Here is a 14,609-nt window from a genome sequence, read left to right as displayed (position 1 = left end):
GCGTTTCGTCCCGCCTCCGTCGTTTCGCCCCGTCCCGCTTCGTCCCGACGTTTTTCGTTTCGTCCCGCCAGAGCCCGATCAGAGCGCGTCGAGGACGCGCGCGCGGAGCGTCTCGGGATCGGTCGCGATGGCGTCCGCACCGTCGTGGTCCATGTCGGTGCTCACGCCGTGTTGGTAGCCGACGACGTACGCGCCCGCGGCGTCCGCGGCGGCGACGCCGTGCTCCGAGTCCTCGACGACGAGCACGTCCGACGGGGCGACGCCGAGGCGCGCCGCGGCGAGTTCGTAGAGGTCGGGCTCGGGCTTGCCGGGGACGTCCTCCTCGGCGGCGGTGACGACGACGTCGAAGGCGTCGTCGAGGTCGAAGCGCTCGAAGACCATCTCGACCCAGTTCGGAAACGAGGAGGTGACGAGCGCGAGCGGGCGATCGCGGGCGCGGATCTCCGCGAGGAGGTCGTGGAAGCCGTCGGTGAGCGACGCCTTCTCGGTGTAGACGGTCGTGGCGTGCCGATCGAAGAGGTCGAAGTACTCATCACGCGTGACCGCGATGTCGTGGTCGGCGGCGAGCAGTTCGTACTGATCGTAGACGTTGATGCCGACCACGGACTCCGGAGCGAGGTCGGCGCCCGGCACGGCGGTGGCGAGGATCTCGGAGAGCTCAGCGACCCAGTAACGCTCGGAGTCGACGACGACGCCGTCCATGTCGAAGACGACGGCTTCGATGGCCATGGGCCGGCTTCGTCCCGGGACCCCCTGTACCTATCGGGACGTCAGCGCGAGGCGTCGTAGCGCTCGCGCGCGGCGGCGAAATGCTCGCGGCGGAGCAGGACCTCGTCGGGGTAAGACGCGGCGTCGTCGGGGTGGGCGTCGACGGTGTCGCGGATGGCGTCGAGGGCGGCCGCGCGGACGAGCGCGGCGAGGTCCGCGCCCGTGTACCCCTCCGTGCGCTCGGCGACCTGATCGAGGTCGACGTCGGCGGCGAGCGGTTTCTCGGCCGTGTGGACGGCGAGGATCGCGCGCCGTGCGGCCTCGTCGGGCCGGGGGACGTGGACGTGTGTCTCGAAGCGCCCCGGCCGGAGGAGCGCGGGATCGAGCGCGTCGCGGCGGTTCGTCGCACCGACGACGACGAGGTTCGGGTTCTCCGCGGCGGCGTCGAGTTCGGTGAGGAGCTGGCTGACGACGCGCTCGGTCGCCTCGCTCGTCTCGGGACCGCGCGCGCTTCCGACGGCGTCGATCTCGTCGAAGAAGACGACGCAGGGGGCGGTGCGTCGCGCGCGCTCGAAGACCTCCCTGACCGCCTTCTCCGACTCGCCGACGTACTTATCGACGAGCTCGGGGCCGGCGACGCGGACGACGTTCACGCCCGCCTCGTGGCCGGCGGCGCGCGCGAGCATCGTCTTCCCGGTGCCGGGCGGACCGTGGAGGAGGATCCCGGTCGGCGGGTCGGTGTTCGCGGCCTCGAAGAGCGGGCCGTACTGGAGGGGCCACTGGACGGCCTCGCGGAGCGTCGCCTTCGCCTCGTCGAGGCCGCCGACGTCGGCGAAGGAGACGTCCGGCGACTCGGCGACGACCTCGCGCATCGCGGAGGGATCGGTGGCGGCGAACGCGGTGTCGAGGTCCGCGCGCGTCACGGTGTCGCGGTCGTCGCGGATCGCGGCCATCGCGGCCTCGGTGACGAGCGCGCGGAGGTCCGCGCCGACGTAGCCGTGCGTCCGGTCGGCGAACGTCCCGAGGTCGACGTCGTCGGCGAGCGGCATCCCGCGCGTGAGGACGTCGAGGATCTCCGCGCGGCCCGCCCGCGAGGGGACGCCGATCTCGATCTCCCGATCGAAGCGCCCCGGCCGCCTGAGCGCGGGATCGATGGCGTTGACCCTGTTGGTCGCGCCGATGACGACGACCTCGCCGCGGCCCTCAAGGCCGTCCATGAGGCTCAACAGCTGGCCGACGATCCGGTTCTCCATGTCTCCGGCGTCGTCGCGTTCGCCCGCGATGGCGTCGAACTCGTCGAAGAAGACGACGCTCGGGGCGTTCTCGCGCGCCTCCGCGAACACCTCGCGGAGCTGTTCCTCGGACTCGCCTTTGTACTTGGAGGTGATCTCGGGCCCGGAGACGCTGACGAAGTGCGCGTCCACCTCGGTGGCGACGGCGCGCGCGATCAGCGTCTTCCCCGTCCCCGGCGGCCCGTAGAGGAGGACGCCCTTCGGGGGGTCGACGCCGAAGCGCCGGAAGCGCCCGGGATCGGTCAGCGGGAGTTCGACGAGTTCGCGCACGGCCGCGAGCTCCTCGCCGAGGCCGCCGACGTCCTCGTAGGTGACGCCGACGCGATCGCCGTCGGCCGACGGCTCGCGCCCCTCGTCGCCGGGTTCGGGCTCGCGCACGTCGATGGTCGTCGCGTCCGTCACGACGACGTCGCCGTCGGGCGTCGTGTCGCCGATCTCGAACTCGCCGATACGGCCGAGGGAGTCGACGCGGACGGTCTCGCCGGCGCGAACGGGGCGATCGAAGAGGGCGGTTCGGACGGCGTCGACGACCGCGTCGCGTTCGCGCTCCGGTGGGACGGCCGGGGTGACGGCGACGCGCTCGGCGTCGCTGACCGACGCGCGCTCGACGCGGACCGTGTCACCGACGCGAACGCCGGCGTTCGCGCGGGTCGCGCCGTCGATACGGAGTTCGTCGGGGGCGAGCGCCGCGTCGGGCCACACCTTGGCGACCGTCGCCCGCTCGCCGACGAGGCGAACGGTGTCGCCGCTGAGAACGCCGAGATCGCGGCGGACGGCGTCGGGAAGGCGGACGATCCCGCGACCGGCGTCGCGCGCGGTGGCCTCGCGGACGACGAGGCGGGGGACGCTGTCCTCGCTCATATCCCCGTGTTGGTGAGCGGGGGATAAATGACTACGGTGGGGAAAACGCCTAACAGGACGGGCGTCGAGAGTGAGAGTATGGTCGAGGAAACCCAGCGGGACGACATGACGTGGTACCGCTGTGAGAAATGTGGACTGATGTTCGATTCGGAGGACGACGCGACCCAACACGAGGAGACCTGCGACGCCGAGGACCCCTCCTACTTACAGTAGCCTACTCGCCGGCGAACAACTCGAAACTGTACTCCCGCGTCTCGTCCTCCTCGAAGACGAAGACGCGACCGCGCGCGACCTCGGGATCTGCGGTGATCTCCGCCGCGTAGCCGTCCATCTCGACGGTGACGCCCGGGAAGACTTCCGTCGTCTCGCCGGGATCGAGCATGACGCGTCCGACGCCGGTGGTCTCAAGCACCTCATCGTGCGTGTCCCGATCGTTCACGTAACACATCACGCCCTCCGTCTCCGTCGGATCGAGGACGAGCACCTGGACGTGCATCCCGGGGTTCGTCCGCAGCGTCCCCTCGTGTCGCTCGGGAACGCCGTTGTAGAACGTCTCGCGGCCGTCCGCGTACGTCAGCACGACACCGTCGGACGTGAGTTCGACCGGGAGGGTCTCCGGGGCGACGTCGTTCCGGTAGCTCATGTCCCGTTCTACGTCTGCGCGCGCAAAAGCGCCGCGTTCGATGCGGTCGCGCGGACCGCCACCGCTAAGTGGTGCGTCGGTGACCCTCAGATATGGACGGGAGCGCCGAGGCCCCTGCGGCCGGCACCGTGTTGAACGCGCTCGCGACTGGCCGGGGCGCCGCCTTCGCCATCGACCGCTACACCCGTGCGGACGTCGAGCTCGGCGGCGGCGGGGCGGTCACGGGGTCAGTCGCCGGCGAGCCGGACGCCGACACCCGCCTCGTCGAGCGCTGCGTCGAACTCGCCTGCGAGACGTACGGCGACGGGGTCCGGGGCGGGCACGTGGAGACGTCCTCCGAGGTGTCGATGGCGGCGGGCCTCAAGTCGTCGAGCGCGGCCGCGAACGCGACCGTGCTCGCCGCGCTCGACGCGCTCGGCGTCGCCGACGACGTTCCGCGCGAGGACGCGGCACTGCTCGGGGTTCGGGCCGCTCGCGACGTCGGCGTGACCGTCACCGGCGCGTACGACGACGCGAGCGCGAGCATGCTCGGCGGGCTCACCGTGACCGACAACGATCGGGACGTCCTGCTCTCGCGCGACGACCCCGACTGGGACGTGCTCGTCTGGACGCCGGACGAGCGGGCGTTCAGCGCGGACGCGGACGCCGAGCGCTGCGCGCGGATCGCGCCGCTCGCGGAACACGTCGAAGAGCTGACGTTCGCGGGGCGATACGGCCTCGCGATGACGATCAACGGCTTCGCGTTCTGCGGGGCGCTCGACTTTCCGCTCGCCCCGCTCGTCGAGGCCATGCCCGCAGCCGACGGCGTCTCGCTCTCGGGCACCGGCCCGAGCTACGTCGCCGTCGGGGAGCGGAGCGCTTTGGAGGACCTACAGGACACATGGGAGACGAAACCGGGAACGACGTTTCGCACGACGACACAGCACGACGGCGCACGGACGAGATGAGCCTCGACGAACTCCGCGAGGAGATCGAGGGAATCGACCGCGACATCGTCGAACTGATCGCACGCCGCACCTACGTCGCGGACGCCGTTGCCGACGTGAAAGCCGACGAGGGGATGGCGACGACCGACGAGGCCCAAGAGGAGGCCGTGATGGCCCGCGCCGGCGAGAACGCCGAGGCGTTCGACCTCGATTCGAACCTCGTGAAAGCGGTGTTTCGGCTACTCATCGAGCTGAACAAGATCCAACAGCGCGAGAACCGCTGAAGCGCGCCTCTCGGTTCGCGCTCCTTCGAGAGCGCCGACCGGCGGTGGGATTCACGTCCCGAGACGCGCGTCGTCGCGGAACCGCCGTCGTTTAGACGGACCGGAGCGAACCGACGCGGCGTTCGATGACGGACGCCGACTCGGGTTCTCGCGACGACCGCACGGCGTCGCTGACCGTCCACGTCGGGACGGCCGCGACGCTCCTCGATCGGGCGATGCGACGCGCGGCCGCGACGGACCTCGTTCTCACCCCCGAGCGCCTCCACAAGCGCAACCTGAAGCGCGCGCTCGCCGAGCGATCGCGGCCGCGGAGCTCGCTTCGTCTCGCCTCGCCGGGCGACGTGGCGCGCGACGTTCGCACGCACGCCGTCGACCGGGGGGCGCTCGACCGCGCGGACCGTCTCCGCCTCCTCGAACGGGTCCTCGACGACGGAAGCGTGGCGGGCGATCCGCTCCGGGTGGTGGTCGGGCCGGATCTCGCCGCGCACGCAGACGCGATCGAGGCCGCGCGCGAGGAGCTGACGACCGTCGCGGGCGGGGCGGGCGAACGCCGCGACGCGCTCGACACCGTCGCGAGTGCCCTCCCCGACGCGGCGGCGCGCGAGACGCGGGCGTTGCTGGACGGACTCGACGGGATCGAAGCGGCCCTCGCCGAACGGGCGGATCGCCCCGTCTCGACGGCGGCGGCGCTGCGCGCGGCGCGGGACGCGATCGTCCGGAGCGACGGAGCGGCGTGGACGGACGCGTACCCCGGAATCGAACGCCTCTCGCTCGCCGGCGTGAGCACCGTCGAAAGCCCGCTGCTCGATCTCCTGGGCGCCGTCGCGGCGTACACGGACACCGACGTTCACTGCGTTCTGCGCGCGGGGACGGGCCCGCGGATCGCCGAGCGGCTCGCGTCCCGGCTCGCGGCGGGGCCGGCCGTCGACGGCGCGGACGTGACGGTCGCGGACGCGCCGACCGGCGGGCTCGATCCGGCCGTCCCCGTCGCCGAAGTCGTCGCGCCCACCCGGCGGACCGAGGCGCGCGCGGCGATGGCGGCCGTCGACGCGCTCCTCGAACGGGGCGCCGCGGTCGCCGACGTCGCGGTCGTCGCCCGCGACGTCGATCGCTACGAGCGCGCCCTGACGCGGGCGGGGCGGGAGTACGGCCGCCACCTCTCCGTCTGGACGCAGCTCGCGGTGACCGAGACGCGGCCGTATCGCGTCCTCAGCGCCTGCGTCGCGCTCCTCGACGCCACGAGTGACGAGGGCGAGGGCGAAATCACGCCCGCCGACCTGTTCGCGCCGTTCGACGTCGAGTGGGTTCCCCCACGCGCCGACCGGGGGCGCGTCTGGCCGCTGGACCACGGTGACGTCGCGGTCGTCCGCCGCGCGCTCGCGGACGACTCGGGGGACGTCGAGACGTGGCGGCGACGACTCGACGCGCTCGATCCGGCGACGGACGGCGAAGCGGCGGCGCGTGCGGGGGTCAGGCGACTGCTGGCGTGGGCCGAGACGCATGCCGGCGCGCCGCGCCCCGAGACCGTCGAGCCGACGCTCGGGCCGGTACTCGACGCGTGCGAGCGCGTCGTCCTACCGGCGGTTCGCGACGCCGACACGTCAGATCTGGGCGCGACCTCGCGGGGTGCGCGGGCGCTCTCGCGCTCGCGCGACCTGCTCGGCGAGGTCCGCGCGAAGTACGGCGACTGGTGCGGGCGCGGGTACGTCGAGGCGTCGTGGGCGGCCGTCGCGGACGTCCTCGACGCCCTCGTGACGACCCGACCGGGTCGACGCGAACACGACAACGCGGAGCGGATCGACGTGCTGGACGCGACCGACGCGTGGGTGCGGACGGTCCCGTACGTCGTCGCCGTGGGGTTCGTCGACGGCGAGTGGCCCGAGCGCCCGAGCGGGGCGTTCCCGCCGGCGTTCCGCGACGCGGTCGTGGCGGGCGACGGCGGCCCCGGTGGCGGCGCGGCGCTCGGGGTGCGCGGGGCGTGGACGGAGGCCCGGGAGCGCGACCACCTCGCGGACGCCGTCGGCGCGGCCGGCGCGGGCCTCGTCTGCACGCGCTTCGCGACCGGCGCCGACGGCGTTACCGCGTACCGGTCGCCGTTCCTCGCCGAGGTCGCGCCCGACGCGCCCGTCGTCGACGGGGAGGACCTCTCGTCCCTGCTCGCGGCCGATCGCCGCGTGCCGGACGCGCTGGCCGGCGTGCTGGGAGCGGCCGGGGAGGCCGGACGATGACCGACGCATCGGAAGCGGCGGGCGGCGGCGCTCCCGAGCTTCGGGGCGCACAGCGTCGCCTCCGCGACGCCGTCTTCGCGCACGACTCCGGGCTGTTCGTCCTCGACTGCAACCCCGGAGCGGGGAAGTCGACGGTCGCGGATCGGCTCGCCGCCGAGGTGCTCGCCCGCGGCCGCGGGGCGGGGGAGCGCGCACCCGAGCGGCGGCTTTGTGTCACCTCGTTCGCACGCGCCGACGCCGCGGCGGTCGGGCCGGGCGTCGCGGCCGCGCTCGAATCGCTCGCCGCGCACGACGACGTCCGCATCGACGCCGACGACGCGAGCGACCTCGCCCGGCGTCTCCGCCGGAGCGACACGCTCGGGACGGTCGACAGCGTCCTCCACACCGTCTTCGCGGACGTCGCGACGGCGGTGGGATTCGACGGGGTCCCGACGGTCGGCGACGAGACGCGCCTCGCGACGCTTGAGGCGGACTGCGTCGACGCCCTCCGCGCCGACCCCGAGCACGCGGCGCGCGTCGAGCGCCTCGATGCCGCGTACCCCGGCGGCGAACACACGGCGGGGCTCGACGACCTCCTCCCGGCGATGCTCCGGGCCGCCCGCCAGCGCCGACTGTCGGTCGACGCCTTCGCCGATCGCCTCCGCGCGGTCGTCGACGGGACGTATCCGGACGGCTCGCCGGGGTCGTTCGCCGACGTCCTGCGCGACGTCGAGCGCTTCGTCGATCGACGGACGGCGGCCGAGACCGACGCGGGCTTCGACGCCGACGCGCGCGCGGCGTTCGTCGCCGCGGATCGCGCGTGCGACGCGTCGTGGCGCGAGGCCATCGAGGACGTCCGGGCGCTCCTCGGGACGTACGCCGAGCGCTACGACGCCCTGACGCGCGATCGTGGGGTCGTCACGCACCTCGATGTCGCGCACTGGATCGCGACGTACTTCGAGGACGACCGGTACGCGAGCGACTACCGCACGCACTGTCGCGAGCGGTACGCGGCCCGGCTCGACACGCTGATCGTGGACGAGGCGCAGGACGTCTCGGTCGCCCAGCACGACGCGCTCGCGCCGTTCGTGGACGCCGACACGCGGGTCGTCCTCGTCGGCGATCGGAAGCAGTGCATCTACACGTGGCGGAACGCCAGCCCTGAACGCTTCGCGCGCGCCGCCGCCGCGGGCGAGTACTTCGGCGTCGACTGGGACACGCACGTCCGCGAACGCGCCGCGCGCACCTATCGCTCGCGGCCGGACGTCGCCGCGGCCGTGGACGCCGTGTTCGCCGACGCCTTCGACGATCCGACTCGCGGCGCCGCGGGATCGCTCGACATCGACTATCCGCACCTCGTCGCCGACCGCGAGGCGACACGCGAGGCGAGCGTCCACGTCGCCACGCACGGCGCGAGCGCGTCGCCCGGCGAATTCGGTTGGGCCGAAGCGGAGGCGCAGGCACTCGCCGCCTACCTCGCGGGTGCGTTCGATGGCGGGACGTTCGAGAACGGTGACGACGGGGGCGGTGACGACGACGGAAGCGGCGGTGGACGCGACGGGAAAGAGCAGAAGGGCGATGGGAGCGACGGGGGCGACAGAGACGAGGGCGAGCGGCCGAGCGTGACCGTCCTCTTCCCGCGGCGGACGCGGATGGCGGTGTTCGCCGCGGAGCTGGACGCGCGCGGGCTCTCGGTCGCGGACGCGAGCGAGCGTCTCTTCGATCGGCCGCTCGTCCGTCTCGCCGCCGCGGTCGCCCGGTGGCTGGTCGATCCGTTCGACCCCGACCGGACGCGCGCGCTGTTCGGGACCGACCTCGGCGGCGACGGAACGACGCTCCCCGCGGCGCTCCGAGACGCCGTCGCCGACGCCGAGTGGTCGGTGCGCGCGGCCGCTGTGGCGACGGGGTCGGCGCTCGACGACTCCACGGACGCGTTTCTCGACGGCCTCGCGGCGCTCGCGGCCCGGCGCGCACGCCACGTCGCCGCGCCCGTCGCCGCCGTCGACGACGTGCTCGACGCGCTCGATCTCGCGGCCGATCCGCTCTCTCTCGCGGGGGGCGATCCGGCGCGCCGAGTAGCGGCGCTCGACGCGCTCCGCGACGGCGTCGCGGAGTGGACGAGTGACGAGGAGGGACTCGACGACCTCGCGGACGCGCTCGGACGCTTCCTCGCGGCGCCGGGCGACGGCCCGACGGTCCCCGTCCCGGACGCGGCGGCCCACGACGTCGTCTTCCGTACCGTCCACGGCATGAAGGGCGACGAGGCCGACGTGATCGCTCTCGCGGACCTCGGGGCGTGGCTCGGCTTCCACGGGCCGCACACCGACGCGTTCGTCGCGCGCGCCGACCACCTCGCGCTCGCGCCACCGGCCGGCGTCGGTGACGACGCCCCACCGCTCGCCGGCTTCGACGCCGGCGTCTACGCGCACCCGGCGCGCGACCCGATCAGCGACGAGCGCGACGGCGGCCACGACGATAACGACACGCGCCGCGACGCGGGCCTCCGCTGGGCGAGCGAGCGATGGGTCGCGGACGGGACGCGACTCGCCGGCCCGCCGCCGCTCGTCGCCGCCGCGGGCGCACAGCGCGCGGAGCGCTGGCGCGTGCTCTACGTCGCCATGACGCGCGCCCGCGACCACCTCGTCGTGCCGCTCCCCGCGGACCGCGACGCGTCGCGGCGCCGACCGCGGGAGAACTGGGCGGACGCGCTCGCCGAGGCGTTCGAGATGGAGCGCGCGACGCGCGGGGAGACGCACGCCGTCGCGTCGCCGCGTCCGGGCGACCCGAAGCGGGCGTTCGCGGTCGGCGTCAACGACGTCCCGCTCGTCGATCGGGTGCCGTCGCGCGAATCGCCGCCGACGCCGGCCGCAGCGACGCCCGCGGTGCGCGAGCGGACCGGCTGGACTCCGCGATACGTCAACGCGAGCACGCTCTACCCGCTGGCGAGCGATCCCGAGCGACACCTGCTCGCACACCTCCAGCGGCGCGCGCTCCACACGGAGCGGGCGGCGCCGTCCGACGACCTCGGACTCCCGTTGGATGCGCTCGGCCCGGACGCGGTCGGCACCGTCGCGCACGCGGTGCTCGCGCGCGCCGTCTCCGCGGGCGTCGAGACGGAGACGCTTGCGGCGTGTGCCGGACCGCTGCGCAGACGACTCGACGAGGCGCTCGCCGGGCGGGACGTGAGCGAGGCGGAGCGCGCGGCCGTCCGGGCGTTCGTCGCCGATCGGGTGTGCCCGCAGTTCGCCGCGAGCGAGACGTGGGCGCGCCTGCACGCGAGCGATCCGGTGTTCGTCGAGGAGTCGCTGGACGCCGTCGTCCGCGTCGGCGAAGGTGCGGCCGTCGAGACGCAGAACGTCGCGGACGTCGTCTCGCGCGGCCCGGACGGGACGTGGCACGTCGACGACCTGAAGGTCGCGCTCGCCCCCTCGGACCGGGAGACGCGCCGGCGCTACGACCTCCAAGCGGCGACGTACGCGTGGGTGCTCGAACGACAACGCGGCGCGGGACCGGTGTCGGCGACCGTCACGCGTCTCGGCGTCGATCCGACGGTCCGGGACGCGACGGCGCCCGGGCGGTCGGTCGCGGCGTGGTTCGAGTCGCTCGCCGGCCTGCTCGGCGACTAGTCGTCCGCGACGGCGACGCGCGCCTCCGGGTCGGGTTCGCGTTCGGGCTCGCGCTCCGCCGTCGAGTCCTCGGGTTCGTCGAGGGTGAACCCTCCGTCGTAGGCGTACGCGTCGTGGCCGCGCGTCGGATCGACGACGGTGAGCGAGAGCCAGCCGTTCTCGCAGAGCGTGCGGACGTGTTCGTGCTGGGCGAGGACGCCGCGGACGCGTTCGACGGGAGCGTGGACGACGAGAGAGAGGCGGAGGGGCTGGTGGTGGGGGTCGTCGTCGGCGGCCATGAGCGACTGGAGCGGGAGGCCGGTGACGAGGTCGCCGCCGTTGCCCTGATAGACGCCGACGTTTCCGACGGGGTTGTGCGTGATCTTCGACCCGCTCCCGTAAGCCGCGTTGTCGACGGTCGCGCAGTAGTACTGGGCGTTGATCCACTGCGTGACGACGACCGGGCCGGCGAAGATCGCGTCGAGCGCGTCGCCCTCGCGGTCCTGCGTCCAGTCGTAGGAGTGAAGGAAGGCGCGCCCGCCGAGATCGAGGTCGGCGGTGAGGTCGCGCGGCCCGATCACGAAGGCGGCGTTCCCGGCGAGCCCCCACTCGGGGCGCGTCTCCGCCCAGTCGGCGGCGCGGCGCTCGGCGTCGCGGACGGCGCGTTCGGGATCGGCGCCCATGGATTCCGCCCGTTCGGCGGCCGCGCCGGAGCGCGCGCGATCGAGGTCGCTGCGGAGGCGCTCGACGTCGCGCTCGTGGCTCTCGGGGACGGCGCCGTCGTAGAGCGTCACCTCGTCCGTCGTCGTGTTGTGCTCGGCGGCGAGGAAGACGGTGTCGTCGGGGACGTCGATCCCGCGTTCGCCCAGCGCGTCGCGGACGGCGTCGTCGTTGCAGATCGCGGCGAGCACGCGGGCGTTCGGCCCGCCGGGATTGCCGGCGCACGCGCCACAATCGAGGCTCGCCTCGAAGGGGTTGTTCGTCGTCTCGCTCGCGTGGCCGGTGAAGACGACGAGGCGTGCGAACTCGTCCCACTCCATCGTCTCGAAGGCCGCGGCGGCGTACGCGACGCGCTCCTCGTGCGTCATGCCGACGGGGAGGTCGCCGACCCGCTCGCCCTCGCGTTCGACGCTCGGCGTGCAGAAGTCGGGGACGCTCGGGAGGCGATCGTCGAGGGCGTCACGGAGGTCGTGGACGCGCTCGGGTGCGAGCGTGCGCGCGGCGAGCGCGGCCCCGTAGGCGCTGCCCGCGCTCTCGACGAAGCTGAACGCCGTCGCGGCGTTGGACTTCACGGCCTTCAGCACGGACTCGGCCGCGCGGAGGCGGCCCGTCCAGCGATCGTAGATCGCGTGCTCGTCGGCGCGTGCGCCGTCGGGGCGCTCGTGGACGTGGTGTTCGGCGTCGACGATCGGCGGGCAGGCGTCCGCGCTGGCCTCGTCGTACCCCTCGTAGCGCATCGGGACGCCGAAGAAGCCAGCGTAGCCGTGCGTCTCGTAGTCGCCGGTGGCCTCGAGGTGGCGGCGGAAGACCTCCGAGCGCGTGTCGATACAGAAGACGAGCTGGGCGTCGGCGCGGCCGTCGGGGCTCCCGTCGTCCGCGGGGTCCGCGCGGGCCGCGCTCGCGTCCGCGACGGCGTCGACGACGTCGCCGCGGTAGGACTGCTCCCACGCGCGCAGCCAGACTTCTGCGAGCGGCACGCCGTCGTCGGCGGTGTCGGTCTCGTCGTCGCTCCCGTCGATCGCGCCGGCGCCGTTCGCGTCGGTCTCGTCGCCCGCGTCGGCGAGCGGATCGATCGGCGCGTCGAAGCGCTCGGCGAGCAGGAGGCGAGCGGCGAGATAGCCGACGAGCGTGATCGGGTAGGCGTCCTGCCACTCGTCGCCGCGCTCGGCGCGGTACTTGAGCAGGCCGGTCCAGCCGGGGAGCGCGTTCAGATGCGCCTCGAAGACCGCCGGCAGACGCTCGCCCGGGTGGTCGGCGAGGACGTCGGCGATGGCGGCGGCGGGATCGTCGGGCGCGTCGGCGAGCGAGGCCGCGTCCGGGATCGTCGAGTCGTGGCGCGCGACGGCGCGGAAGGCGTCGTAGAAGCCGGCCTCGCGGTTCGGCATCGGCCACGACGCCTCGCCCTCGTCGCAGAAGGCCGCGAGCCACGACGCGAGCGCGTGATCGACGCGCGCCGTCGCCTCGTCGCGGACGGTGCGCGCGTCGTCTCCCGCCGCGTCGGCCAGCCGGTCGAGTGCCGCCTCTGGGTCGAGCGAGTAGCCGTGCGCGTCAAGTTCGGCGCGGAGGACCGACGGGTCGATGTCGCCGCGCTCCCACGCGGCGCGGAACGTGTCCGGGTCCGGGTAGGCCCGGCCCCCGCGCAGGGTGGTCGCGCGCTCGACGGCCTCGTGGAAGGGGCGGTCCTCGTAGCCGGCGAGGGGGTTCGCGGTCACGAACGAGTGGAGCGGCCAGTTCGTGCCGACGGTCTCGGCGGCGTCGCTGATGCGCTCGCGGACGTCGTCGGTGTCGTGGGTCGTATCAGTACTCATCGTAGGCCTCCGTGTTCGTCAGGACGGTCCGGCCGTCCGGCCGCGCGACGGTGCGGAGCGCGACGTAGAGCCGCGTGCTGCGGCGGTAGACGCCGGTCTCGATAGCGAGGTAGATCGCGGCGAACGCGAGCGCGACGGCGGCGTGGACGGCGGTCAGGTCGGTCGGGGCGGCCGCGATCACCGAGCCGGCCATCAGGTCGCCGATGGCGGCGTAGACGAGGCCGTAGACGGCGATCGCGGGGAGGAAGACGAGGGCGACCGCACCGTAGCGGACGGCGGGCGAGACGCCGGCGTGGCCGATCGCCTGCCGGGCGGCGTGAAGCGTGGTCAACACGACGAGGCCGGCGAGGAGGAGGCCGCTGTCGGCGTGGAGGCCCTCGCCGGTGAGGCGGGCGAAGACCGCCCCGCCCGCGACGGCGGTGACGCCGGTCGCCAGGGCACCGACGGCGGTGAGCGACGGCGTCTCGCCGTGCCCGCGGCCGGGGGTCGTGCGCGAGACGTCGCTCCCGTTCGAGAGGAACTCGTAGGCCTTGTAGAAACCGTGGAGGATGAGGTGGGTGATCGCGGCGGCGAAGAAGCCGAGGCCGGCCTGCATGAGCATGAAGCTCATCTGGCCGGTCGTCGAGCACCCGAGGCGGCCCTTGACGTCCGTCTGAACGGTGCGGAGGAGTTTACCGACGAGCGCGCTCGCGGCACCGACGGCGACGATCAGGAGCATGAAGCGCGCCTCGACGGTGACGACGGGGGCGAAGCGGACGAGGAGGATGCCGCCGGCGTTGACGAAGCCGGCGTGCATGAGCGCGGACGCGGGCGTGGGTGCCGTCATCGACGAGAGCAGCCACCCGTGGAAGGGGACGAGCGCCGACTGGATCATCGCGGCGAGCAACAGGCTCCCGGCGACGACGAGCCACACGGTGGTGGGGAGCGAGTCGGCGACGGCGGCGACGCCCGAGAACGTGGACGCGCCGGTCGTCGTCCAGAGGGTCGCGGCGGCGACGCCGACGAGCGCGCTACTGGCGAGGAAGTACCTGCGGGAGAGCGAGGCGGCGGCGCGCGCCTGCGGCCAGCCGCGGGCGTAGCCGACGAGGTCGGCCATGAGCAGTCCCATGGCGAGCCACGCGAGGGCGAAGAGCGCGGTGTTCGCGGCGGCGACGAGCACCATCACGACGAGCGTGAACGCGGAGATGCGCGCGAAGAACGAACGGAGGCGCTCGCTGCCGGCCATGTAGCGCCGCGAGTAGCTGTGAACGATGCCGCTGAAGAACGTGACGGCGGCCCACATGACGACGGTGAGGCCGTCGACGGCGACGACGCCGGGGACGGCCCACGTGGCGCCGGTGAGCGCGTGCACCCCGAGGACGCCGAGGCTCGCGGCCCACAGCAGCCACACGAGTCGGGTGAGCCACACGGGGGCACGGGTCGATTCCGACGCCGCGTCGGGGAGTGCGCCGACCGTCCGAGTGGGGTGAGTGTCCGACATCGTGTGTGAATCGTGACGCGGGCGAGCGGGCCCGGTCACACCTACCCCACAATACGAACAGATCGGGCAATAAAT

10 protein-coding genes are annotated in these 14,609 nt (G+C 73.7%); 5 read left to right on the top strand and 5 right to left on the bottom strand.

The features are described from left to right. Nucleotides 1–78: 78 nt before the first annotated feature. Nucleotides 79–729, bottom strand: coding sequence for an HAD family hydrolase (locus tag IEX91_RS08190; protein WP_188878250.1), 651 nt, complete (start codon nt 727–729; stop codon nt 79–81). A 41-nt stretch (nt 730–770) separates the two neighbouring features. Continuing rightward, nucleotides 771–2,861 carry an AAA family ATPase gene (locus IEX91_RS08185; RefSeq protein ID WP_188878249.1) on the bottom strand — a complete coding sequence of 697 codons (2,091 nt, stop codon included), beginning with the start codon at nt 2,859–2,861 and terminating at the stop codon, nt 771–773. Nucleotides 2,862–2,939: 78 nt separating this feature from the next. Between IEX91_RS08185 and IEX91_RS16500 the strand changes: the two genes are divergently transcribed. Beyond that, on the top strand, nt 2,940–3,074 hold the full coding sequence (locus tag IEX91_RS16500) for a DUF7128 family protein (protein ID WP_268238682.1): 135 nt from the start codon (nt 2,940–2,942) through the stop codon (nt 3,072–3,074). 1 nt (nt 3,075) lies between these two features. Here IEX91_RS16500 and IEX91_RS08180 read toward each other — a convergent pair whose 3' ends face one another. Continuing rightward, complete coding sequence (locus IEX91_RS08180; protein WP_188878248.1) at nt 3,076–3,504, bottom strand: DUF5796 family protein; 429 nt, start codon at nt 3,502–3,504, stop codon at nt 3,076–3,078. Between the two features lie 92 nt (nt 3,505–3,596). Here IEX91_RS08180 and IEX91_RS08175 point away from each other — a divergent pair, with 92 nt between their 5' ends. From IEX91_RS08175 to IEX91_RS08160, 4 genes are all read left to right on the top strand, one after another. After that, a complete protein-coding gene (locus tag IEX91_RS08175; RefSeq protein ID WP_188878247.1) occupies nt 3,597–4,451 on the top strand; it encodes a shikimate kinase in 855 nt (284 codons plus the stop codon). After that, entirely contained in the window at nt 4,448–4,714 is a 267-nt protein-coding gene (locus tag IEX91_RS08170; RefSeq protein WP_229772826.1) for a chorismate mutase, read from the top strand. Before IEX91_RS08175 ends, IEX91_RS08170 begins: the two co-directional genes overlap by 4 nt. A 125-nt stretch (nt 4,715–4,839) precedes the next feature. Beyond that, the gene (locus tag IEX91_RS08165; RefSeq protein WP_188878244.1) at nt 4,840–6,942 is read left to right on the top strand and encodes a hypothetical protein; all 2,103 of its coding nucleotides are present in this window, start codon (nt 4,840–4,842) and stop codon (nt 6,940–6,942) included. After that, entirely contained in the window at nt 6,939–10,547 is a 3,609-nt protein-coding gene (locus IEX91_RS08160) for a UvrD-helicase domain-containing protein (protein ID WP_188878242.1), read from the top strand. Before IEX91_RS08165 ends, IEX91_RS08160 begins: the two co-directional genes overlap by 4 nt. On the opposite strand, the gene IEX91_RS08155 is transcribed toward IEX91_RS08160, so the two are convergent. Further along, nucleotides 10,544–13,054: a DUF2309 domain-containing protein gene (locus IEX91_RS08155; protein WP_188878240.1), complete on the bottom strand. Its 2,511-nt coding sequence runs from the start codon at nt 13,052–13,054 to the stop codon at nt 10,544–10,546. The genes IEX91_RS08160 and IEX91_RS08155 overlap by 4 nt on opposite strands. Further along, nucleotides 13,044–14,534: a proton-conducting transporter transmembrane domain-containing protein gene (locus IEX91_RS08150; protein ID WP_188878238.1), complete on the bottom strand. Its 1,491-nt coding sequence runs from the start codon at nt 14,532–14,534 to the stop codon at nt 13,044–13,046. The genes IEX91_RS08155 and IEX91_RS08150 overlap by 11 nt, the downstream gene beginning before the upstream one ends. Nucleotides 14,535–14,609: the final 75 nt, after the last annotated feature.

The organism is Halarchaeum nitratireducens (genome assembly GCF_014647155.1).
Classification (GTDB): domain Archaea; phylum Halobacteriota; class Halobacteria; order Halobacteriales; family Halobacteriaceae; genus Halarchaeum; species Halarchaeum nitratireducens.
This window is presented reverse-complemented; position numbering and strand designations above follow the sequence as displayed.

Bases quoted from the DNA above. Each gene is read 5' to 3' on its own strand.
- IEX91_RS08190 (WP_188878250.1), bottom strand. From the start codon at position 729: ATGGCCATCGAAGCCGTCGTCTTCGACATGGACGGCGTCGTCGTCGAC.
- IEX91_RS08185 (WP_188878249.1), bottom strand. From the start codon at position 2,861: ATGAGCGAGGACAGCGTCCCCCGCCTCGTCGTCCGCGAGGCCACCGCG.
- IEX91_RS16500 (WP_268238682.1), top strand. From the start codon at position 2,940: ATGGTCGAGGAAACCCAGCGGGACGACATGACGTGGTACCGCTGTGAG.
- IEX91_RS08180 (WP_188878248.1), bottom strand. From the start codon at position 3,504: ATGAGCTACCGGAACGACGTCGCCCCGGAGACCCTCCCGGTCGAACTC.
- IEX91_RS08175 (WP_188878247.1), top strand. From the start codon at position 3,597: ATGGACGGGAGCGCCGAGGCCCCTGCGGCCGGCACCGTGTTGAACGCG.
- IEX91_RS08170 (WP_229772826.1), top strand. From the start codon at position 4,448: ATGAGCCTCGACGAACTCCGCGAGGAGATCGAGGGAATCGACCGCGAC.
- IEX91_RS08165 (WP_188878244.1), top strand. From the start codon at position 4,840: ATGACGGACGCCGACTCGGGTTCTCGCGACGACCGCACGGCGTCGCTG.
- IEX91_RS08160 (WP_188878242.1), top strand. From the start codon at position 6,939: ATGACCGACGCATCGGAAGCGGCGGGCGGCGGCGCTCCCGAGCTTCGG.
- IEX91_RS08155 (WP_188878240.1), bottom strand. From the start codon at position 13,054: ATGAGTACTGATACGACCCACGACACCGACGACGTCCGCGAGCGCATC.
- IEX91_RS08150 (WP_188878238.1), bottom strand. From the start codon at position 14,534: ATGTCGGACACTCACCCCACTCGGACGGTCGGCGCACTCCCCGACGCG.